Source organism: Blautia fusiformis, assembly GCF_020686995.1.
Classification (GTDB): domain Bacteria; phylum Bacillota; class Clostridia; order Lachnospirales; family Lachnospiraceae; genus Blautia_A; species Blautia_A fusiformis.
The window spans coordinates 1-23,053 of the sequence record NZ_JAJEPT010000018.1; the positions used below are offsets into that span (position 1 = coordinate 1).

17 protein-coding genes and 1 riboswitch are annotated in these 23,053 nt (G+C 46.4%); of the genes, 12 read left to right on the top strand and 5 right to left on the bottom strand.

The genetic code is table 11. The features are described 5' to 3' along the window. The first annotated feature begins 104 nt into the window (after positions 1-104). The 5 genes from LKD46_RS13960 to LKD46_RS13980 all read left to right on the top strand — a co-directional run bounded on the left by LKD46_RS13960 (position 105) and on the right by LKD46_RS13980 (position 4,869). The gene (locus LKD46_RS13960; protein ID WP_227574261.1) at positions 105-767 is read left to right on the top strand and encodes a DUF5110 domain-containing protein; all 663 of its coding nucleotides are present in this window, start codon (positions 105-107) and stop codon (positions 765-767) included. 64 nt (positions 768-831) lie between these two features. After that, entirely contained in the window at positions 832-1,290 is a 459-nt protein-coding gene (locus LKD46_RS13965; protein WP_195456144.1) for a ferritin-like domain-containing protein, read from the top strand. Between the two features lie 108 nt (positions 1,291-1,398). Beyond that, positions 1,399-1,578: a DUF6472 family protein gene (locus LKD46_RS13970; RefSeq protein WP_015526328.1), complete on the top strand. Its 180-nt coding sequence runs from the start codon at positions 1,399-1,401 to the stop codon at positions 1,576-1,578. A gap of 316 nt (positions 1,579-1,894) precedes the next feature. Then, on the top strand, positions 1,895-3,175 hold the full coding sequence (locus LKD46_RS13975; RefSeq protein ID WP_227574262.1) for a 2-hydroxyacyl-CoA dehydratase subunit D: 1,281 nt from the start codon (positions 1,895-1,897) through the stop codon (positions 3,173-3,175). Further along, the gene (locus tag LKD46_RS13980) at positions 3,172-4,869 is read left to right on the top strand and encodes an acyl-CoA dehydratase activase (protein ID WP_021652226.1); all 1,698 of its coding nucleotides are present in this window, start codon (positions 3,172-3,174) and stop codon (positions 4,867-4,869) included. The genes LKD46_RS13975 and LKD46_RS13980 overlap by 4 nt, the downstream gene beginning before the upstream one ends. A gap of 54 nt (positions 4,870-4,923) precedes the next feature. Here LKD46_RS13980 and LKD46_RS13985 read toward each other — a convergent pair whose 3' ends face one another. Beyond that, entirely contained in the window at positions 4,924-5,700 is a 777-nt protein-coding gene (locus LKD46_RS13985; protein WP_227574263.1) for a helix-turn-helix domain-containing protein, read from the bottom strand. Between the two features lie 341 nt (positions 5,701-6,041). Between LKD46_RS13985 and arfA the strand changes: the two genes are divergently transcribed. From arfA to thiE, 5 genes are all read left to right on the top strand, one after another. Next, on the top strand, positions 6,042-7,547 hold the full coding sequence (arfA, locus tag LKD46_RS13990) for an arabinosylfuranosidase ArfA (RefSeq protein ID WP_227574264.1): 1,506 nt from the start codon (positions 6,042-6,044) through the stop codon (positions 7,545-7,547). A gap of 70 nt (positions 7,548-7,617) precedes the next feature. After that, positions 7,618-8,607, top strand: coding sequence for an aldo/keto reductase (locus LKD46_RS13995; protein ID WP_059086650.1), 990 nt, complete (start codon positions 7,618-7,620; stop codon positions 8,605-8,607). 322 nt (positions 8,608-8,929) lie between these two features. After that, a riboswitch (TPP riboswitch) is annotated at positions 8,930-9,032 on the top strand. 337 nt (positions 9,033-9,369) lie between these two features. Then, positions 9,370-9,924, top strand: coding sequence for an energy coupling factor transporter S component ThiW (gene thiW, locus LKD46_RS14000; protein WP_015526323.1), 555 nt, complete (start codon positions 9,370-9,372; stop codon positions 9,922-9,924). After that, entirely contained in the window at positions 9,887-10,789 is a 903-nt protein-coding gene (locus tag LKD46_RS14005; protein WP_227574265.1) for a hydroxyethylthiazole kinase, read from the top strand. Before thiW ends, LKD46_RS14005 begins: the two co-directional genes overlap by 38 nt. A 16-nt stretch (positions 10,790-10,805) precedes the next feature. Further along, positions 10,806-11,447 carry a thiamine phosphate synthase gene (gene thiE / locus LKD46_RS14010; protein ID WP_015526321.1) on the top strand — a complete coding sequence of 214 codons (642 nt, stop codon included), beginning with the start codon at positions 10,806-10,808 and terminating at the stop codon, positions 11,445-11,447. A gap of 488 nt (positions 11,448-11,935) precedes the next feature. On the opposite strand, the gene LKD46_RS14015 is transcribed toward thiE, so the two are convergent. After that, positions 11,936-12,382, bottom strand: coding sequence for an Lrp/AsnC family transcriptional regulator (locus LKD46_RS14015; protein WP_021652217.1), 447 nt, complete (start codon positions 12,380-12,382; stop codon positions 11,936-11,938). 396 nt (positions 12,383-12,778) lie between these two features. Here LKD46_RS14015 and LKD46_RS14020 point away from each other — a divergent pair, with 396 nt between their 5' ends. Together LKD46_RS14020 and LKD46_RS14025 are read left to right on the top strand one after the other, a co-directional pair. Then, positions 12,779-14,209, top strand: a complete 1,431-nt coding sequence (locus tag LKD46_RS14020; protein ID WP_227574266.1) for an aspartate ammonia-lyase — start codon at positions 12,779-12,781, stop codon at positions 14,207-14,209. Positions 14,210-14,411: 202 nt separating this feature from the next. After that, complete coding sequence (locus tag LKD46_RS14025) at positions 14,412-17,849, top strand: SNF2-related protein (RefSeq protein WP_227574267.1); 3,438 nt, start codon at positions 14,412-14,414, stop codon at positions 17,847-17,849. 191 nt (positions 17,850-18,040) lie between these two features. On the opposite strand, the gene LKD46_RS14030 is transcribed toward LKD46_RS14025, so the two are convergent. From LKD46_RS14030 to LKD46_RS14040, 3 genes are all read right to left on the bottom strand, one after another. Beyond that, on the bottom strand, positions 18,041-19,414 hold the full coding sequence (locus LKD46_RS14030; protein WP_227574268.1) for a sodium-dependent transporter: 1,374 nt from the start codon (positions 19,412-19,414) through the stop codon (positions 18,041-18,043). Positions 19,415-19,597: 183 nt separating this feature from the next. Next, positions 19,598-21,205, bottom strand: a complete 1,608-nt coding sequence (locus LKD46_RS16695; protein WP_021652212.1) for a response regulator transcription factor — start codon at positions 21,203-21,205, stop codon at positions 19,598-19,600. A gap of 1 nt (position 21,206) precedes the next feature. Beyond that, entirely contained in the window at positions 21,207-23,012 is a 1,806-nt protein-coding gene (locus LKD46_RS14040) for a sensor histidine kinase (protein ID WP_227574269.1), read from the bottom strand. Between the last annotated feature and the right edge of the window lie 41 nt (positions 23,013-23,053).

Below are 23,053 nucleotides of genomic sequence, written 5' to 3' on the forward strand. Positions count from 1 at the left end.
GCAGTACCGTAAGGTGTTTGCCAATGCAGTAGTGGGAGAAGCAAGAATCCCCCTGCTTTAGCTGTGGGGAGTGTCAAACAGGTCTGCGCTATGAGGGTGGACGAATGGTGGATATGTACCGTACTCTGGACAGTATCCCGGTTCTTGCAAAAGCAGGCGGTATTCTGGTGATGACCGATGAGATCCGTGGAACAGAGGCGGAAAAGAATCCGGAAAGCCTGAATATCCGGGTATTCCCGGGTGCTGACGGAAGCTTCAGATTGTATGAGGATGACAACGAAACCTGTGCTTACGAAAATGGTGCCTGTGTATTTACGGAAATGGATTATAAGGAAAAGGATCAGGGAGTGTTTACCATTCATCCCGCACAGGGAAAAACAGAGCTGATCCCGGCAAAGAGAACTTATACCGTGGAGTTCTGTAATTTTGCGAAAACAGGCACAGATACTGTGAAGGTTCTGGTTAACGGAGCAGAGACTGAGGCTGCTGTAAAATATGAGGAGAAGCTTCAGAAGATCTGTGTGGAAGTGGCAGCAGATACAGCAGCAGAGGTGCAGATCATTCTCGCAGGAGATGTAGCGGATAATCGTATAGAGAAACGTATCTTTGATTTCCTGAACCAGGCAGAGATTGGTTTTGTGCTGAAGGACAGATTATATCAGCTGATCACAGCCGGAAAGAAGCTGCCGGTTCTTCTGTCGGAGCTTCAGTCTATGGAACTGGAAAAGGACCTTTACGGAGCACTGATGGAGATCCTGACTGCGTAAAATATGAATAAAATCGCGTTTCCAAACCATACTATCATTATTATCAAAAGAAAGGATGATCATAATGATATTAAAGGAAAAAGAACGCACAGTGATCCAGGATCTTCAGACACAGGAAAAAAGCTGCATTGAAAAATACGGAAAATACGCACAGCAGGCCAGGGATCCGGAGCTTAAAAGCTTATTTCAGACTCTTCAGAAAAAAGAGCAGGAGCATTACGATTCCCTGAGCCAGGTGCTTTCCGGCACAGTTCCACAGGTAAACTGTAATGACAGTGACGGCCGTGATTACCAGCCAAAGGCTACTTACACATCTGTGATGTCCTCAGAGGATAAAGAACACGATGCTTTTCTTGCAACAGACTGTATCGGAACAGAAAAGCTGATTTCCGGAGAATACAACTCGGAGGTTTTTGCTTTTGAAGACAGTGGTGTGAGGAAGCTTCTGGCAGATATCCAGGTGGAAGAGCAGAATCATGCGGAGATGCTTTACAAATATAAGACTGCGAACGGAATGTTCTGATATATAAAAAAAGGGAGGATTTCAGTAATGGAATTCTTCCTTTTTTTATTATATAATCATGAGAACAGCAGGGAGAAATACTTTTCTGCAAAGAGAGGAGAAACAAACATGAAGGGAACCAGCTGCGAATACTGTGCAAACTATACATATGATGAAGAGTGTGATGAATATTACTGTGATGTCAATCTGGATGAGGATGAATATTATCGTTTTGTGAGCAGTGATTACAAGGAATGTCCGTATTATCGTTCCGGAGATGAATATAAGGTGGTACGTCATCAGATGTGACATAGAGTAATGGAAAAAATAGAGCAGAAAATAAGGTGATAAGACAAATGCAGGTTTTCCACGAAAAGGAATGATAGTTTTGGGGAAAATCTGCATTTTGATGTTTTGATATGTGCAAAAGGCTTCAAATTTGTAAAAATTGGCGTGTTTACATTTGAAAAAAATATCTTTATAATAAAAATATTGGTCTGACAGGTAGAATCTTTATACCATCCAGACGATGATAATGCTACAGGATTTTGTCTGAGACAAAATTTCGGGTAAGCGTCTGACAGACTTATAATAGATTTTTTGACTTGATGGAGGGTGTGACAGATTGGATATTATAAAGAAATTTGGGGATATGGTGGGAGAGGAATCCATCAGGGACCCGGAAAAAGCACGAAAACTTCTTCTCACTGGCTACCGGCTTCAGGAAAAACGTCTGCAGCTTTTTCCTGACAGGAAGCTTCCGGCTTCGGGACAGTATGTAGCCCGTGTAGTTATGCAGAATATTATCAAAGCCCTTGCAAAACCGGACGATACTGCTCTTGTGAGTATTTTTGTACCGGGAGAACTTCTGACAGCAGCAGGGATCACTCCGTATTCCGTGGAGGCAATGTCCTGCTTCATCGCCGGAACCAGGTGCGAGCAGGCATTTCTGGCACAGACGGAATCAGAGGGCTTTCCGGAAACCATGTGCTCCTATCACAGAGTTTTTCTGGGAGCGTCCATGACAGGACTGGTACCGAAGCCCAAATGTACCATCTACACAAACCTTGCCTGCGATGGAAACATGATGACGTTTCCTTATCTGAAGCAGAAATATCAGATCCCGGGCTTTTATATTGACGTACCCTATGAAAAAAATCAGGATTCCATCAGCTATGTTGCAGATCAGCTCCGCGAGATGAAGAAATTCCTGGAGGATATAGGCGGGAAAAAAATCTCCGAGCAGTCGGTACAGCGTGCAGTTGCCAACAGCAATGAAGCGGCCTCCTATTACAGCCGCCAGCTTGCACTCAGAAAGGATCACGATCCGGTGACTTCCCTGACAAATGAGCTGTATGCGATCTTTATGTGCCATCTTCTGGCTGGCTCAGAGGAATCCCTGAAATACACAAAAATGCTTCTTGAGGATGTGAAGAAGGCGCCAAAGGGGGAAGGGCTTCATATTTTGTGGATGCATATGATGCCGTTTTTGCAGGAGCCGGTAAAGGATGTATTTAATTACAGCCGGAACGTGCACATCAGTGCCTGTGATTTTGTCGCAGACGGCTTTCAGCGGATGCAGGCCTCGGATCCTTATGAGGCCCTTGCGGAAAAAATGGTCAACTGCATTTACAACGGAAGTGTGAAGCAGAGAATCCGGCGCGCCCAGGAGCTGGCGGACCTTACAGAGGCAGACGGCGGGATCCTTTTTGCACATTGGGGCTGCAAGGGAACCATCGGAGCTTCCAGCCTGATCAAAAATTCTCTGGAAAATGCAGGACTTCCAACCATGGTCCTGGACGGTGACGGCTGCAACCCGGCCAATTCCAGTGACGGCCAGGTATCCACACGACTTCAGGCATATCTGGAAATGCTGTCAGAAGGTAAGGAGGGAAAGAGATCATGATACATTACGTCTGTAAATATACACCGCTGGAGCTTTTTAAGGGCTTTGGCGAGGAATGTGCGGTTCTTGAGGAAATGCCGGAGAATTTTGAACTTTCGGACCAGATTGCCCATGCCAATCTCTGCGGCTTCGGAAAATCTGTGATCCAGGCAGTGCTGGAGGGAAAGGTGGAGCAGCTTGTTCTTGTTAACTGCTGTGATTCCATGCGCCGTGTGTACGACATTGTGGAAAGTACCGGTAAATGTAAATTTCTGTACATGCTGGACATGCCTCATGAGGATAACGACTGTGAAAAGGTGAAGCTTGCCCAGGGCATCCACCGTCTGAAGAAAGCTTATGAGAAATTTTCGGGGAAAACCTTCGACAGAAGTGGATTTCTGAACGCTTTTTCCCATGAGCCTGTGGATAACCAGCCGTATATCGGTGTTCTGGGTGTCCGTGTCAGCGGCATCCTGGAAAAAATGATCCGGGATAATATCCGCATGGATGTGGAAAACCTGACCTGTACAGGTGGAAGACGTCTTGCAGTGATCCGTGAGGAGCTGGAAAAAATGGAAGACGATGCCATGTTCCTGGCTTATGCGGATGCACTTCTTTCCCAGATGCCCTGCTTCCGTATGAACAACAGCACCCGAAGAAACCGGCTGTATCTGGATCCGAACCTGAAGGGAATCATTTATCATACTATTAAATTCTGCGACTATTATGGATTTGAGTATGCAAGCATCAAGCGTGATATCAAGGTTCCGCTTCTGAAGATCGAGACAGATTTTACAAGCCAGAGTGCAGGACAGCTCCTTACCAGAGTGCAGGCTTTTGCGGAGACCCTGGAAGGCTCTGAGGATATGGACCCATCAAAAGGAATCAGCGAGGAGATAAGGAAAAAAATGGAATCAGGAGTTTATTATGTGGCAGGGATCGACAGCGGTTCCACAAGTACGGATGTTGTGATCCTGGATAAAGACGGAAAAATTAAATCGACCATGATCATTCCCACAGGCGGCGGCGCTATGATGAGTGCAGAGAAGAGCCTGGAGATGGCCGTGGAAAAAGCAGGGATCAGGAAAGAAGATATCGTGCGTATCGTTACTACCGGATATGGACGTGCCTATATTGACAGTGGTGATGACAGTATCACAGAGATTACCTGTCACGCAAAGGGAGCCCATTATCTGAATCCGAATGTGCGTACAGTTATCGACATCGGCGGTCAGGATATCAAGGCGATCAGCATTGACGAGAACGGTGCGGTAAAAAATTTCCTGATGAACGATAAATGTGCAGCAGGAACCGGACGATTCCTGGAAATGATGGCCCGTACTCTTGGACTTTCCCTGGAGGAGATGAGTACCCGTGGCCTGGAGTGGAAAGAGAACGTAGTGATCTCAAGCATGTGTACTGTATTTGCAGAGTCCGAGGTAGTTTCCCTGGTTGCCCAGAATAAGGACGTGGCAGATATCATCCATGGTCTGAATGTATCTGTTGCTTCCAAGGTAGGAGCTCTTGCAGCCCGCCTTGGCAAAAAGAATCCGGGAGAATACATGATGACCGGTGGTGTTGCCAGAAATAAAGGTATCATCCAGGCATTGGAGGAGAAGCTGGGAGCGAAGCTTTATATCTGTGATGAGGCACAGCTTTGTGGTGCGCTTGGTGCGGCACTGTTTGCTTATGAGAAGTGTAATGCGGCACGGTGATCAGATCAGACAAATTGCCTGCGCAGTGAATGCAGAGTGTGAATATCCTTTTGGTCAAGGGCGGCGTGCCCACTCACTGGGCGAACAGCCACAGTTCTTTCGGAAGTACCGGCTGAAGTGGGAGAGATTTGAAAATCCGCACAGTAGAGCCACCTGTTGAACAGGCAGAGCTTCGTTGGTGAGCAGATTTTTGGCTTTTTCCAGACGGAGCAGATTCAGGTCAGCATGAGGGGTGCTGTCAAAAAAATTCCGGTAACAGGAATAAAACTGACTTTTTTCGAGATTAGCCATGGCGCAGAGCTTTTCTGTTGTCCATGGCTTTTCGTAATTGGTGAGCATTTCCAGGCGGATCTTCTGGAACAGGCTGTATAGCTCCGAGTCGGAAGAACTGCCGGCATCTGTACTACGGAGTTCCCGTGTGGCAGTGATCATCAGCTGGCAGAGCAGAGCATATTCATAATCCCGGGAAAAAGCTTCTCTGGCCAGATATTCATGCTGCAGTTTCCGGATACAGCGATCGATCTCCTGGCAGTCATTAGGGTAAAAAATCTCGTTGCAGGGAAGTCCGAACCGTTTTGCCAGATTTTCTCCGCAGGAAAAATGGACATAACTGTTCCGGAATTTTCGCACAGCCTGATAATGCTGGGGATTTCCTGGGGTATAAAAGATACAGGCATTTTCCCGGGTAACGGTAAGCTGACTGCCCAGATAAACCTTCATTGGTGTTTTAAATAAAAGAAAAAGATAATCACCGCTTCCCTCCGGACGGAAAATCCTGTCATAATCGGAGTTGGAACGGTTGTATTCGCAGAAATTTAAGGTAAAATCCATGGAAATGCCGGGCTCCTTTCATTACGTAGATCAGACAATCCGACTGTGGCATTGTAAAGAACTTTCTGCCTGGAAGTATAGAGTAAAGTGACAGAGGGACGTCCATCTTGTAAGACTGTCTTTACGATAAATCTTACCGGAAAAAAAGTCAACTGTTTCGGAAGATAATCACTGGTATGGATAGAACAGGATGGTAAAATGAAACATAGAAACGGTTGATTTCCGGTCTGCCTGGGAGGGTGTGAGCAAACAGAGGCGTAAGAGCCGGTATACGGCGGAATCGGAAACAGAGCTAAATGCGGTAGCAGCAGAAAATAATAATTTACAGGAGGATTTTTACAATGAAAAAAGCGCAGATCATCGTGGACAAATATTTCCTCACCGGAAAAACAGACAAAAGGATCTATGGTTCCTTTATAGAACATCTCGGACGTGCGGTTTATGAGGGCATTTATCAGGAAGGCAGTCCCCTTTCTGATGAGCAGGGCTTCCGGAAGGATACTCTGGAGCTGGTAAAAGAGATTCAGGTACCGATCGTTCGTTATCCGGGCGGAAATTTTGTATCCGGATTCCGCTGGGAGGATAGTGTCGGGCCGAAAGCTCAGCGTCCGTCCAGAACGGAGCTGGCCTGGGGTGTGATCGAGACCAATCAGTTTGGTCTCAATGAGTTTATGGACTGGTCCAGAAAAGCCGGCAGCGATGTGATGATGGCAGTAAACCTGGGAACAAGAGGACCGGAGGATGCGAAAAATCTTCTGGAATACTGTAACTTTAAGGGTGGTACCTATTACAGTGATCTCCGTAAGGCTCACGGCTATGAACAGCCGCATGATATCAAATTATGGTGTCTCGGAAACGAGATGGATGGTCCGTGGCAGATGGGACATAAAACTGCGTCAGAGTACGGAAGAGTTGCAGCAGAGACTGCCCGCCTGATGAAATTTATGGATCCGGAGGTTGAGACTGTTGCATGCGGAAGCTCCAATCTGGAAATGCCTACCTTTGGCTCATGGGAGTATACGGTTCTTGACGAGGCTTACGATCAGGTGGATTATCTTTCACTTCACCAGTACTACGGAAATCGGGACGGGGACAGCGCAGATTTCCTGGCATGCTCCAAAGGTATGGATGATTTTATCTCCGGTGTGGTTTCCATCTGTGACGCCGTAAAAGCAAAGAAACATGGCAAAAAACAGATCAACCTTTCCTTTGACGAGTGGAACGTATGGTACCACAGCAATGAGCAGGACAAGAAGCTGGAAAAATGGGTACAGGCGCCCCATCAGCTGGAGGATGTTTATAACTTTGAGGATGCACTTCTTGTGGGAAGTATGCTGATCACACTTCTCCGTCATGCAGATCGTGTAAAGATCGCCTGCATGGCACAGCTGGTAAATGTTATTGCGCCGATCATGACCTCCGACACCGGTGCATGGCGCCAGACGATCTTTTATCCATATATGCTGACCAGCGTGTTTGGAAGAGGAACCGTCCTCAATACACAGGTTCTCACACCGGTATATGAGAGCAAGACTTATGGCGAAGCTCCATATCTGGATTCTGTATGTGTCTGGGATGAGGAAAAGGATACGCTGACGATTTTTGCAGTGAACAAGAGCCTGGATGAGGATATGGAAATTTCCTGTGACTTAAGACAGTTTGAGGGATATAAGATCGTAGAGCATATCGTGCTGAGTAACGATAATCTTCAGGCAGTCAATACAGAGGCGCAGCCCGAGAATGTAGTTCCTGTAAAAGCCAGTGCAGAGTGCTCAAAGCTGGACGGCGGAAAACTGGAGGCAGTATTTACAAAACACAGCTGGAATATGATCCGTTTTGCGAAATAAGGGCCGGTGAAGTATAGTAAAAGTAGTTACAGAAAATGTAAATCATGCTACATTATGGGAGGTCTTTTTTATGTACACACCTGCAAAGGAACGCTACGAAACTATGGAGTACAACCGCTGCGGTGAAAGCGGCCTGATGCTTCCGAAGGTGTCTCTTGGATTATGGCATAATTTCGGAGATACTTCTGATTATGAAAACATGAAGCAGCTGTGTTTCACAGCTTTTGACAATGGTATCACACAGTTTGACCTTGCCAATAATTACGGACCTGCCTATGGAAGTGCGGAACGGAATTTCGGCAAGATCCTGAAAGAAGAACTGATGCCATACCGTGATGAGCTGATCATCACAACAAAGGCAGGCTATGATATGTGGGAGGGCCCTTATGGAAACTGGGGCAGCCGCAAGTATCTTCTGGCAAGCCTTGACCAGAGCCTGAAGCGCATGGGTCTGGAATATGTGGATATTTTTTACCATCACAGAATGGACCCGGAGACTCCGCTTGAGGAGACTATGGGGGCGCTGGCAACAGCGGTTCAGCAGGGCAAGGCCCTTTATGTGGGACTTTCCAATTATGATGGAAAAACCTTAAGCCAGGCGGCAGCGATCCTGAAGGATCTGAAATGTCCCTTTGTGATCAACCAGAACCGGTATTCCATTTTTGACAGAACAGTGGAAGAAAACGGTCTCAAGAGAACCACCGGCATTTTGAAAAAAGGTCTGATCACCTTTAGCCCTCTTGCTCAGGGACAGCTGACAGACCGTTACCTGAACGGGATCCCGGAGGACAGCCGTATCCGCAAAGATGGAAGATTCCTTAAGGAAAGTGTGCTGACGCCGGAGCGTCTGGATCAGATTCGGAGACTGAACGATCTGGCAGCCCAGCGTGGAGAGAAGCTGGCTGATATGGCACTTGGCTGGCTGCTTCAGCATAAGGAAGTTACCAGTGTTCTGATCGGAGCTTCCAAGCCGCAGCAGATCCTTGATAATGTGAAAGCGATCCACTGTGCACCGTTTACAGCTGAGGAGCTGCGTCTGATCGACGAGATTTCAAAATAAGATTTATATACTTCCTGTTTTACTATGAAAAGTAGTGAAGCAGGGAGTTTTTTATGCCAAAATAATTGTTTAACTGAATTAGGAAAGTTTCCGGGTTACTGTTTACTGGTAATATTCCGCGAGGTGTTTTTTGTGAGCGAAGGTCACAGAAAACCCGAGACATACCGCGCGAATTTATGCGATTAGCATAAATTCTGTGCATCGCGAAGCGTGTTGCTGAGAACGGAGTGAACAGTAACGTCTCCGGCGGGAGTGCAAAGAGCAATAAGCAGTGGAGGTTTGACAACGGGATAGGTGTGTGCTATATTGAAAAACAGAAAAGAAAAGAGCCAGCGGGAGCTTGTGTGACAGGCTGAGAGGAAGATAGATCTTCGACCGTACCTGATTTGGGTAATGCCAACGGAGGGATTGTGATCTGAGAGCGTGTCTCCGTGGAGTTTGCCATGGGATGCGCTCTTTTCGGATGCAGGAATGGAACTGGAATGGTCTGACAATGGGGGGATGTGAAAGTGACAGAGACTGCATGTGGAGCTTCTGCGAAAGAGCGGGCAGGAAGGGGAGCGCCTTAATGTCTGGCAGGAGAGTGATATTCCGGAGGATTTTTCCGGAAGGATCATGTAAGCGATGGGAATCCGTGTTTTCGGAGTGAGAGGAAGTAAGGGAACTTCGACCGCCAAAATCTAAGGGCAGACTGCAGCAGACGGGAAGCTTTTGCCCGGATCTGACAGGGTTCTGCCTGATATTTCAGGGAGGAAAAACACTATGGAAAAACAAAGGATGCACACGCTTCGTATGGTAATGCTGGCAATGATGGTTGCGATCGGTGTCGTTATTTCACCGATCCTGAGGATTGAGGGAATGTGCCCCACGGCGCATCTTGTCAATATCGTATGCTCGGTTCTGATGGGACCGTGGTATTCCCTTCTCTGTGCGACCATGATCGGCGTGATCCGTATGATGTTCATGGGAATCCCGCCACTTGCACTGACCGGTGCAGTATTTGGCGCATTCCTTTCAGGTGTGTTCTACAGACTTTCCAAAGGCAAGATCATCTGCGCGGTGATCGGTGAGATCTTTGGAACGGGTATCATCGGATCCATGGTTTCTTATCCGGTGATGGCATTCCTGATGGGAAGAGGCGGACTGACAGCATTTTATTATACGCCGATGTTCCTTGCAGCAACCACAATGGGAGGATGTGTTGCCTATATTTTCCTGAAGGCTCTGAGTAAAGCAGGTCTTCTGGTGAAATTCCAGGCAGCTTTGGGTTCAAAAACATATGAGACAAAGAATTTTACAACTGCGAAAGCGAATTAAAGAAGAAAAGCCGCTGATCCATTGCATCACCAATCCGATCTCGATCCATGACTGTGCCAACGTGGTCCTTGCAGTAGGTGCAAGGCCGATCATGGCGGAGCATCCGGCAGAGGTGACAGATATTACGGCATCGGCTGGTGCGCTGATGCTGAATCTCGGGAATATTACCGATGCCAGGATCGAGTCAATGAAGCGTTCTATGAGAACAGCGATGGAAAATAAGATTCCGGTTCTTCTGGACCTGGTAGGGGTTGCCTGCAGTGATCTCAGGCTGGATCTGGCACGGGAGCTTTTAAGGATCGGTCATCCGGCAGTGCTGAAGGGAAATATGTCAGAGCTTCTGGCTGTTTCCGGGCTGCCGTCTCATGCGATCGGAATCGATGCGGGTGTCGAGGATGCTCTGACTGAGGAAAATATCGATGGAGTCAGTGAAGTGCTTCAGGCTTTTTCCAGAAATAATCAGGCAATCGTGCTGGCTACCGGGAAACAGGATTTTGTTACGGATGGTGAACGGGTTGTTCTGGTACAAAATGGCAGTGCGGCGCTGTCCGGGATCACAGGAACCGGCTGTATGGTCGGTGCACTGACTGCGGCGTTTTTGCCGGGGTGCGAAGATAATATTGCGAAAGAGATGACGGATAGTATAGAGGCAGGTGTCTGGTCTGGCGTTGAGATGGAATTAAATGGGAGATCCGGGAATTATCTGGCTGCGGCAGTGCTTGGTACTGCACTTATGGGTATCGCCGGCGAGGAAGCGGAGAAGATTTCCCGCGGTCCGGGAAGCTTTCAGGTAAATCTGCTGGATGAGATCTATGGGCTTTCGGATCGACAGCTGCTGGATCTGTTGAAGATTGAAATGTACTGAAAAAGAGGGGATTAGGATGGATAGAAAAGATTTGGATGTAACGTTGTATCTGGTGACGGATAGTTCTTATCATACGGAGGAGTCTTTGCTTCGTACGGTTGAGGAGGCTTGTAAGGGTGGTGTGACTCTGGTCCAGCTTCGCGAGAAGAATAAGGGTGGACGGGAGTATCTGGATAAGGCTTTTAAGGTGAAGGAGATCACAGATCGTTACAATGTGCCACTGATCATTGATGATCGTGTGGATGTGGCGCTGGCCTGTGATGCGGCTGGTGTGCATGTTGGAGCTTCTGATATTCCGGTTGCTGTGGCAAGGAAGCTGATGGGACCGGATAAGATCGTGGGGGCTACTGCCAAGACGGTGGAGGCTGCTGTGAAGGCTTATGAGGATGGTGCGGATTATCTTGGTGTGGGGGCGATTTATCCTACTACTACTAAGGTGGTGACGATCCTTACCAAGGTTTCTACGTTGAAGGATATCTGTGAGGCGGTTCCGATTCCTGCGGTTGCGATCGGGGGATTGAATGCCGGGAATATGGATGTGCTTGAGGGCGCCGGTATGAGTGGTATGGCGGTTGTTTCTGCGATCATGAAGGCGGAGGATCCTAAGAAGAATGCGCGGGAGCTGAAGGAGAAGATTGTTGCTTTGATGGGAAAGTGATTTAGGACATGAGTGAAGAGCAGTGGTGGATTTGAGGTTCATTGCTGTTCTTTTTTTGTTGAAATACGGACGCCCGTGAGGCGTGTGCTGCCTGTCGCCGGGGCTTCGTCGGGGGCTGGCTTCTAGGCTGCCGGAATTCTGCTAAAACCGTTTTCCAAAAGTCCGAACTCGCGTCTTGCAGCCGCTCAGACAGCGGACTTTTGAAAAACAACGCAGATTTCCGCCAGCCAAGAATCAGCTCCCCTCCTGCAGAGTCCGGCGACAGGCAGCACACGCCTCACGGGCTGGTTTTTCAAGGCGTCAGGGGAGGGTGGCTGCTCGGGAGTTTGGGTGTAAATGTTGGGTTGAGTGGTCTGCCGGGAATGCGATGAGGCATCAGCGCTGCGCTGGATGCCTGGGAGGAAAGGCTGAGTTTCCGGTTGTCTGAGGCGCTTCGCTGTCGGCTGGTAGAGCAATGTGATATGGTTTATAAAAAATGCCGGTGGGGGTTACTCCACCGGCAGATCTCTGTGTTCTACGCTGGTGGAGAATACGATCTGTGTTTTGGTGCGGCCGAACTGCTGGAGTTCGTTGATGAAGTGGTCCAGTTCCATGGTGGAGCGGAAGGCTACTTCGATGAGCATGGAGTAATCGCCGGTGACGCAGTTGCATTCGATGACGTTTGGGATGGACTGGATGAAGGGATAGAAGTCTTTTTTTTGGTTGGGTTCTACTTCCAGGTTGATGAATGCTTTTATATGATAACCGAGAAATACTGGGTTGATCTGGGCGTGGTAGCCTGTGATCAGCCCGTTTTTTTCGAGGTGTTCGATCCTGGCGGAGACAGCGGGGGATGAGAGGAAGACTTCCTTTGCGATTTCCTTTACCGGAGTGCGGGCGTTCTTCTGAAGCATTTCGATGATCTTTCGGTCGATGTTGTCGAGTTTGTGTTCCATGTAGAATGTATCCTTTCGATGAAAAATGTTATTTGTAACTGGTACAGAGCTGCGTAGGGAAGTGGATTGAAAATATGTTTTTCTGTATTGATTATACTGCGTGTGTTATCACAACACAAGAAACGACTTAATAAAAATAAGAAAAATAAAAGAAATTCTTAAAAAGATTAATGTAAACTATTGAAAAACACGGATAATCATGGTTTTCCCTTAAAAGTATTTACAAGCCACAAAGAAAGTGTTAGTTTCTTAGGCATCAGAAAAACAGCTGCTGATAAAAATGAAAATAACAGAATGATTTGTAAACAGTGAATATCCGTCGGACTGAAAAAATGAGATCAGAGGACGGGCAAATCAGATGTGCACAGGATCAGAAGAAAGAAGAGGGATGACAAAATGACAACAGAAACAAGACTGGAAGCAGATTCAATCGGAACTATGGAAGTGCCTGCAGAGGCTTATTACGGAGTTCAGGCTTTAAGGGCAAAACAGAATTTTCCTATTACAGGTACAAAGCTTCATCCGGTATTTATCAGGAATCTGGCACAGATTAAAAAGGCAGCAGCTATCACTAATAATAATGCAGGGCTTCTTCCGGAGGATAAGGCAGATGCCATCGTCAGAGCCTGTGATGAAGTGATCGCAGGAAAACTGGCTGAGGAATTTATCGTAGATGCCATTCAGGGTGGTGCCGGAACCAGCGCAAATATGAATATGAATGAGGTGATCGCAAACAGAGCCGGTGAGATCCTCGGATGTCCGAAGGGCAGCTATAAAATGGTCCATCCAAATGATCACGTAAACATGGCGCAGTCCACCAATGATGTGATCCCGACGGCCGGTAAGCTTACCGTTCTGGATCTTCTTGCACCTCTGGAAAAAGCACTGATAAGACTTGAGAAGGAGCTTGCAAAAAAGGCAGAGGAGTTCGATGATGTGATCACTATGGGACGTACACAGCTTCAGGATGCAGTTCCGATCCGTCTTGGCCAGGTGTTCCACGGTTATGCGTCTATGGTTTCCAGAGACCGGAAACGTATCGAAAAGGCTCACAGGGAAATGTATACCGTAAACCTTGGAGGAACTGCAGTGGGAACTGCTATCAATGTTTCTGATTCTTATTTTTATAAGATCGTGCCAAATCTGGAAAAGCTTACAGGTTATCCGCTGAAACAGGCTGAGGACCTTTTTGACGCAACAGAAAATCTGGACGGCTTTGTTGCCGTATCCGGTGTAGTAAAAACCTGTGCGGTGGATCTTTCCAAGATGTGCAACGATCTTCGACTGATGTCTTCCGGCCCGAAAACCGGATTTGGTGAGATCAATCTTCCGGCAAAGCAGAATGGGTCTTCCATCATGCCAGGTAAGGTAAATCCGGTCATTCCGGAGGTAGTAAGCCAGGTTGCTTTCCACATCGTAGGACATGATACCACCATTACCATGGCGGCAGAAGCCGGACAGCTGGAGCTGAATGCTTTTGAGCCGGTTGTATTTTGTAATCTTTTTGAATCCATTACGACTCTGGAAAAAGCAGTGGATACATTGATCGTAAACTGCATCACAGGAATCACCGCAAACCGCAAACACTGCAAAGACCTGATGGAAAGCAGTGCAGGAATCGCAACGGCTCTTTGCCCGCATATTGGCTACAAGGCGTCTGCAACCATCGCAAAAACTGCAGTAAAAACTGGCAAGTCTGTCCGGGAACTTGTTCTGGAACAAGGGATCATGACTGAGAAAGAGCTGGAAGAGGTTCTTGATCCGTATCTGATGACAGAAGTCGGAGAAGAGCGGAAAGAGGATGAAGCAAGAAGGAAAGCCTGCTGAGAAAGTTATCTGTACCAACGTATGACGGGAACGTCTGATGCAGCAATTCATTTCAGAGCAGCTGAACCTGATGCGGGATTTTATGGAAATGCTATAGGCAGATCAGGAATGAGATATCAATGAGTACTATAAGGAGACTTGTCACAGTGCAGGTCTCCTTTTATAATGGAAGAAACGCGATAAGAAAAGAAGGGAAAGATGCATGCTTAAACGAACAGCCATACGGGCACTTTGTAATACAACGGCATATCAGAGAGGTCTTGATATTTACCGTACCGGAAAGAGGATCCAGTCGCTGGATATTAAGTCGGAAGGAGCTGTGGATAAAATATCTGCAGCAGTGAAGGGAAGTGGGCGTAATGTATACAATACAGGCTTTCAGTATGATACAGAAGCGGACCGCATAAAAGAAGCATACTGTGACTGCCCGGCCTTTCGCAGCTATTCCGGAATCTGTAAGCATTGCGTGGCAGTGCTTCTGGAATATGGAGACCGTAAGGCCTATGAGCGTGTGGAAATCCGCAGACAGCAGGATGAGGAACAGAAGCAGGCAGAGTTATTCAGCGGAACAGCATTTCCGGCTGCTTTATCCGGACCAGGGCAGCCTGCAACGAAAACCACCGTTGAGCTGAAAAGCCTCCTTAATCGCCAGCTATACAGCCGTATGCTTCCGTTTTCCGGGGATCCGTATTTTGGCAGGGTGGAGCTGGAAACCTGCCTGAAATTTAATTCTGTGAGAAATTGTTTTACCGTGGAATTCCGCGTTGGCTGTGAGAAAAAATATATCCTCAAGGATGTGTTGGCCTTTGTGTGGAATCTGGATCATAATGAGAAGGTTTCTTATGGAAAAAATCTGGAATTTATCCATTCAGATGAAGCCTTTTCAGAAGGATCCAGAAGCGTGCTGGCCTTTATCCGGGAATGGGTCGAGAATCATCACGGCACTTACATGTCCAGATATGAACAGCTGAAGAATATAGCTGTGGAAAAGGTGAGGGATCTTACCGTTGACAGAAAAGAACTTGAGGATCTGCTTCTTATACTTGGCGAAAAAAGTTTCAAGTTCAAAATGAACAATGATCCGGAGACAACATGGCATTCTGTCAGAGAAATTCCGGACAGGACGCTGATGATCCGGAAGAAGGATCAGGGGTTATCTCTTGAGATCGCGCCGGTATACAGTGTGACAGGCATACGGTATCATATGTATTTTGATAATGCGAAGGTATATCTGGTTTCCAGGCAGGAGCTTGGAGCAGTGGAGGAATTTGTTGCCTGTCTGGAGCGGCTTCCTGCAGGCCGAGGCTTTATTGATGAACCGGATGTGCCTGCGTTTGTGCGTGAGCTGCTTCCTTCCCTGAAAAAATTTTTCCACTGTGATCTCAGGGATTTCCCGGAAGAAACAGGTCTTGAATGCTACAAGGCTGCATATGAGATCTATCTGGATGCGCCGGAGCGTGACTGGATCACCTGTAAGGCATTTTCTGTTTACGGGAAGGATAAATTTTCGGTTTTTGACCGAGATGTGTCTGCCCGCACCAGGGATATTCCAGGAGAGATGAGGGTGTTTGCACTGCTGTCGAGGTATTTTAACGGGTATGACGCACAGCGGCTGGAGCTGGCCCTGGACTGCCGGGCCGGGAAGACGGAGAAGCCGTTTGTAGAAGAGGTACCTGTGGATATGAACAGCGCAGATATTAATTCAGTACTGCATATTCAGGGACGGGAAAGTGCGACAGATTCTGAAGAAAAACTCTATCAGCTTCTTACCGAAGGCATCCTCGCCATGCAGAAAGTTGCAGCTGTCTATATTTCCCAGGCGATCAAACAGATGCGGGTGACAAAGCTGCCAAATATCCGTCTTGGTGTTTCTCTGTCAGCCGGACTTCTGAACCTGGATCTGGATGTGGAGGGGATGGATCAGGCGCAGCTTTTTGATATTCTTTCCAGGTACGATCGCAGGAAAAAATATTTCCGCCTGAAGGATGGCAGCTTTCTGGATGTTTCCGATGGTCAGCTCAGGGAGCTTTCTGCTCTGAAAAATGGACTGCAGATCAGTGATCGTGAACTGAAAAAAGGAAAGACTCAGGTTCCGGCCTATCGTGCTATGTATCTGGACAGTCAGCTGAAGGGCGGCGATCTGATCAAGGTAGAGAAGGACAATGCCTTTCGTGCGTTGATCCGGAACATGCAGACAATGGAAGAACATAAATTTCAGATTCCCAGGGAGCAGGAAAAAATCCTCCGGGGCTATCAGAAAGAGGGCTTTTACTGGATCAAAACTCTGAAGCATAATCAGTTTGGAGGGATTCTGGCAGATGATATGGGACTTGGAAAAACCCTCCAGGTGATCACATTTCTCTGGTCAGAATTTCAGGAATCTGCGCCGGGAGAAAACAGACGTGCCCTTGTGATAACGCCTGCTTCGCTGGTGTTTAACTGGATGAACGAGATTGAACGTTTTGCGCCGGGACTTCCGGCTACCGTTGTGACTGGTGATGTGAAGGAGAGGAAAGCACTGATCAAAAATGCGGGAGAACGGGAGGTTCTGATCACTTCCTATGACCTTCTGAAACGGGATCTGAAGGCTTATCAGAACCTGGATTTTGCTGTGCAGATCATTGATGAGGCGCAGTATATCAAGAATCACGGAACTCAGGTGGCAAAGGCTGTGAAGGAGATCCGGTCGGAATTCAGGCTTGCGCTGACCGGTACACCGGTGGAGAACAGGCTCAGTGAGCTGTGGAGTATTTTTGATTTTCTGATGCCGGGATTTTTGTATTCTTATGAGAAATTCCGCAAGGAAATAGAGCTTCCAGCTGTGCAGTACAGCAATTCCGATGCGATGGAGCGTCTGCAGAAAATGATCCGTCCTTTTGTGCTGCGGAGATTGAAGAGGGATGTGCTGAAGGATCTTCCGGATAAGCTGGAAAAAGATATGTTTTCCCCGTTGGAAAGCGAGCAGAAGGAGCTGTATGAGGCCCATACGGAACGGCTTCGCCTGATGCTTGGGATGCAGTCGGATGCGGAGTTTCGCACTTCTAAACTGCAGATCCTTGCAGAGATCACGAGGCTGCGGCAGATCTGCTGTTATCCGGGACTGGTATATGAAGGATACAAAGGGAATTCTTCCAAGCTGGAGATGTGCATGGAGTTGGTTCAGAATGCGGTGAATGGCGGACATAAGCTCTTGTTGTTTTCCCAGTTTACTACCATGCTGGATGTGCTGGCTGTCCGTCTGAAAAAAGCAAAGGTTTCTTTTTATATGCTGACGGGGGCTACTTCCAAGGAAAAACGTGCGCAGATGGTACATGCATTTAATGAGGATGATACTTCTGTTTTCTGCATTTCTCTGAAAGCAGGAGGAACAGGCCTGAATCTTACGGCAGCTGATATTGTGATCCATTATGATCCCTGGTGGAATCTTGCCGTGCAGAATCAGGCAACAGACCGTGCCCACCGCATCGGTCAGCAGAACGTGGTCAGTGTCTACCGCCTCTTTATGAAAGACACCATAGAAGAACGAATCCGTGCCCTTCAGGAAAGAAAACGGGAACTGGCTGACGAGATCTTAGGCGGCGAGGGAATCGGCCAGGCCTTGATCAGCAGGGAGGAAGTACTGGAGCTGCTGGGCAGGTAAAATTCTTAACTGAATCAAGTGAGTTCCCTGCTTCAATTACGAAAAGCAATACGCGGTGAGGGGACTTGCTTGTATCGGGAAGAATGCAGGCTGTGAATATCCGCCTGACTCAACAAAAACACCCCCGATGGAAATCGCGTGTGTAAATCACATACGATATCCGTCAGGGGTGTTTTATTTAAAGTTTTATTTTATGCAAAAAACTTATCGTACAGACCAAAGAAGAAGATAAACAGAATGATCAGCGGCAGGATATAAGTGATGTATCCGCGCATCCATTTCCGGATCTTCATGCCTTTTCCGGTGTTGGCTTCTTTTGTGAAGTTTTCCCAGCCCCAGCCACGTTTGGAAACGCAGAAAAGCAGGTATACAAGAGAGCCAAGCGGAAGCAGAAGGTTGCTTACCAGGAAATCCTCGAAGTCGAGAACCGCACCTCCGAATACCTCGAATCCGCTCCAGCTCCATACGTTGTAACCAAGAACGCATGGCAGAGAAAGAAGGATGATCGCGATCGCGTTGATAAGACTGGATTTCTTACGGCTCCAGCCGGTAAGCTCCATACCGCAGGAAATAATATTTTCGAATACAGCCAGGATGGTAGAGAAAGCTGCAAATGACATAAAGATGAAGAACAGGCTTCCCCACAGTCTTCCAAGCGGAATGTGGTTGAAAATATTCGGCAGTGTGATGAAGATCAGGCTCGGTCCGGAAGTCTGGTCAACATTGAATGTGAAACATGCCGGGAAAATAATAAGTCCGGAGGTGATCGCAACAAAAGTATCCAGAAGCGCAATATTCATGGATTCACCAAGCAGTGCATGATCTTTTCCGATGTAGCTTCCGAAGATAGCCATAGCACCGATACCAAGGCTGAGAGTAAAGAATGCCTGGTTCATAGCACCGGTAATGGTAGAAATAATACCGATCTCTTTCATACGCTCGAAATCCGGGATCAGGTAGAATTTCAGTCCCTCTTTGGCACCATCCATGGTAAAACTGTTGATGGCAAGAACAACCATGATCACCAGAAGAGAGATCATCATAACCTTGGTAACTTTTTCAAGTCCGTTCTGAAGACCGCGAGAGCAGACAAAAACACCTGCAATAACAACAACGATCATCCAGAATCCCATAGTAACGGGCTGGCCAAGCATGTTGGTAAACTGTCCTGCAACACCGTCGGAATCAAGTCCCTGGAATTTACCGGTGGCTGTCATATAGAAGTAATTCAGCATCCAGCCTGTAACAGTGGTGTAAAACATCATCAGGAGATAACATCCGATCAGAGTGATATATCCATGGATGTGCCATTTCTGTCCTGGTTTTTCCAGTGCGTAATATGCTTTGACAGGACTCTTCTGGCTGGCACGTCCAACAGAAAACTCCATAGTCATAACAGGAAGTCCAAGAAGGGCCAGGAAGATCAGGTAAAACAGTACGAATGTGCCGCCACCGCCCTGTCCGGCCATGTAAGGAAATTTCCAGACGTTTCCGATTCCGATGGCACAGCCTGCAGAAATCAGGATGAATCCCAGACGGGATCCGAGTTTCTCTCTTTCTTTCATAATTCACCTCATTATTGCAGTATGGTAAACTGCTATTTGTATAAAGTCGCAAGTTCTATCTTAACACATTCCGGGATATTGCACAATAAAAAGAACTTGCATTTTACATAAAACATATGTTAGAGTAAAATGTAATTTTAACAAGATGAAGCGGTGAAACGTTACGCTTTAATGAGGCGAAGATCATATGCCGATAGAACCTGGATAACTGTTCTTTTCAGTCAGGGATACAAAGTTTTTTGGAGAGATTCCGTAATATTTCCGGAAACATTTGCTGAAATATCCGGAATCAGAAAATCCGCATAAAGAAGCTACATTTTGAATGGAAGGGCTGTCTTCCAGAAGAAACTGTCTGGCTTTTTTCATGCGGCAGACATTGATATATGAGGTAAGTGTAACTCCGGATTCCTGACTGAATACAGCAGAGAGATGCTGGGGATTGACAAAAAAATGGGAAGCAATGGTTTCAAGACGAAGATCCGGCTGATTAAAATTCAGACAGATATATTCCTGAACCTGGGATACAAGAGCTGACTTCCGCGGATTTTTTTCATCAGCAAGAGAATCCAGAACTGCCTTGCAGGTAGACTGGAGCAGTTGTTTTAACTGCAGGGCACTCTGGCAGTTCTGGTAAGTATTCAGGGCGTTTTCCAGAAGAGGAAAAAGCGTTTCACGCTGACTGCACTCCGTGATAAAACCGTCAAGTACAGTAAGAAAAGCAGCAGCTACACTCCAGGTCTGCCGGATATGGATTTTTTTTGTGATGATATCGTTGAAATATTCATCAATATATTTACAGAGAGCCGGTGAATTTTGCTGGCGCAGAAAGATCAGGATATCATTATAAACCAGAGGCTTTAATGTAAAATCACCGGAATGGGACTGGGGCGTGAAATAAAGAAATCCGGAAGAAGACGCAGTTCTGTTATGAAAAACAGAAAGAGCCTCTTCATAGGAATAGCGGATTCCTTCCACGCCTTCATGAGGTGTTCCACAGCAGAAAAAAGTGGAAATCTGTGCGATATTATCATATATCCCGGCAAGTCTGAGACAGGATTGTTCCAGATCGGTAAAAGAAAAATCAGAGCTTTTTTCCATGATGATATACTGTCTCATCTGAGAATAGTCAATGTAAATAAGCTCTTTGCACACAGGCTGTAAGATTTCCCTGCATATATTTTCCAGGATGGTGTGGAGCAGAGAAAAATCACCTTTTTCATCCCATATTTCCGGATTGGCATTGTGGATCTCCATAAGAATGGTAAGATAATCGGAAGTTTTATGAATCGGAATTTTTTCCAGATCATCCGGGGAAATGGTTGTTCCGCTGATCACCTTCTGGAAGAAATTAAGCTGCATTTGCCGTGTATACAGATCGCGGAACTGAAAATAATTATTCACATAACTGTTTCTGGAATTTTCCTGATCGATCTCGTCACTTACTTTCTGGAGTGTCTCCATAAGCTCCCGGTGATCCAGTGGCTTCAGGAGGTATCCGCGGACCTGAAGAGAGATGGCTTTTTTGGCATAGTCAAAATCTTCGTATCCTGTGGAAAGGATGAACCTGGTATGACAGTCTGTTCCAAGAGCTGCGATCATATCCAGACCGCTCATAACCGGCATGGATATATCCACAAGGGCAATATCGGGTTTAACATTTTCAATAAGCCGGATTCCGGCCTGTCCGTTATTAGCTTCCCCTGCAATGTTATAAAGGTTTTGTTTTTCAAGAAAATTGATCAGAGATTTTCTGAAAAAAACTTCGTCGTCAATAATTACAAGTGTTTTCACTTTATATTTCCCCCTCGATCAGATTTTTGTCAGGTATTACTATGGTTACAGTGGTTCCCTTTTCAGGTGAACTTTCGATGGTAAGTCCGTAATTCTCACCGTAGAGAAGAGCAATCCTGTGGTTGATACTTGGAAGCCCGAAAGAATGTCGGGCAGTTTTGAAGTCTCTGATAGAACGGTTAAGTTCGGCAAGTTTTTCCGGCGGGATACCGGAACCATTATCAGAAACAGAAATACAGATGGTACCATTTTTGATAGAAACAATTAAGTGAATATGGCATATCTGGCTGGTAAGTCCGTGGACAAAAATATTTTCCACAACAGGCTGTATGGTCAGCTTGGGTATCTCTGCCCCATGATCCTCCCAGGACGGCTCATAGATGATCTCGTAATCAACAAAATCCATATACCGCAGATTCTGGATATAAAGATACTGTTCTGTAAGAAGCAGCTCCTGGCGCAGAGGAATGATAAACTGTCCCTTTGAAAGAGAGTTTCTGTAGAAAGATGACATGGCAGACACTGCTTTTACTGCGGTATCATTCATATCAATTTCTATGAGAGACTTGATGGTGTTTAAAGTATTATAAAGAAAATGGGGATTGATCTGGGACTGTAAAAGACGTATTTCCATTTTCTGTTTGGCATTTTGTTCCTCATAGATATCGTTAAGTAATGTCTGGATCTTCTGCATCATAAGGTTAAACTGGTTATAGAGAACTGCAAGTTCATCATTTGAAGAGTAACTGGCAGAAATATTCAGCTTTCCGGCAGACGCAGATTTCATTTTTTCTACAAGTCTCTGTATAGGTGCGGTGACAGTACCTGTACATAATATGGAAAAAAATACAGATAAAATGAACACTACAATGCTGATCAGAAGAATATTGTGCAGGATCACCATATGATCCAGAGTCAGGCTTTCCAGAGGAATCAGGTTGATCACATTCCAGTTTAGGTCAGGATAGGATTTGCAGATAAAAAGAGTGTCAGTGCCGTCTACGGAAAAAAACTGCCTGTCGGTTTCTGTCAGGGTTTTATAATTCTCTGAACTGATTTTTGTATAGGATGAGAAGTCTTTATAAATACCTCCGGATGAAGAAGAGGAAAGTATCTGTCCATTTTCATCAGTAATATAGAAATCCCTGGAAGAGCTGTCCGGAAGGTCGCGGAATGCAGAGGAAATATTTGTTTCTCTGATCAGAAGGACCAGGGCGCCCAGATATTTGGTGTTATCAATGTTTGTAATACTTTTTAAGGCTACAAAGGTTGGCTCCCCACTTATCTGGAAGGGTCCGAGAAACTGAAAGGCCAGATTAGTCTGAAGGCTGTCAAGGACTTCGGGACCTAAAATGGAATCAAGCTGATCTGTTTCTGTGGTACTGCTGTGAAACCAGTGGTTTTCTGTATCCAGGATATCCCAGGCATAGATGTTTTTGTGAAGTCCGATGATACGCTGGGCCTGGTCTGTAAGCTCGGAATTTACCAGAAAATGTTCCAGTGTGTTTTCGGGAACTGTGGGATTTTCTTTTAAAACATCGGCGATATTGCTGTTGATGGAAAGGGTGATGGCATAGTTTGATATATTATCGATCTTTTCTCCAAGGTTGCTGGTGATCAGGGATAGCTGCTGCTGACTGGAAAGTGCGGCACGCTTGATCAGTACTTTTTTGGATGCAGTATAAAAAAACACGGAAGTAAGCATGAGTATCAGAGAACTGAGCAGCAGATATGTAATAAAAAGCCTGCGTTTCAGACTGATTCCTAAAAATAAGTGAAACACCTTTTTTTTCAGATTTTCTATCATGGAATCCCCCCTCTGGTTTTATTGGCTACATTATATAATAA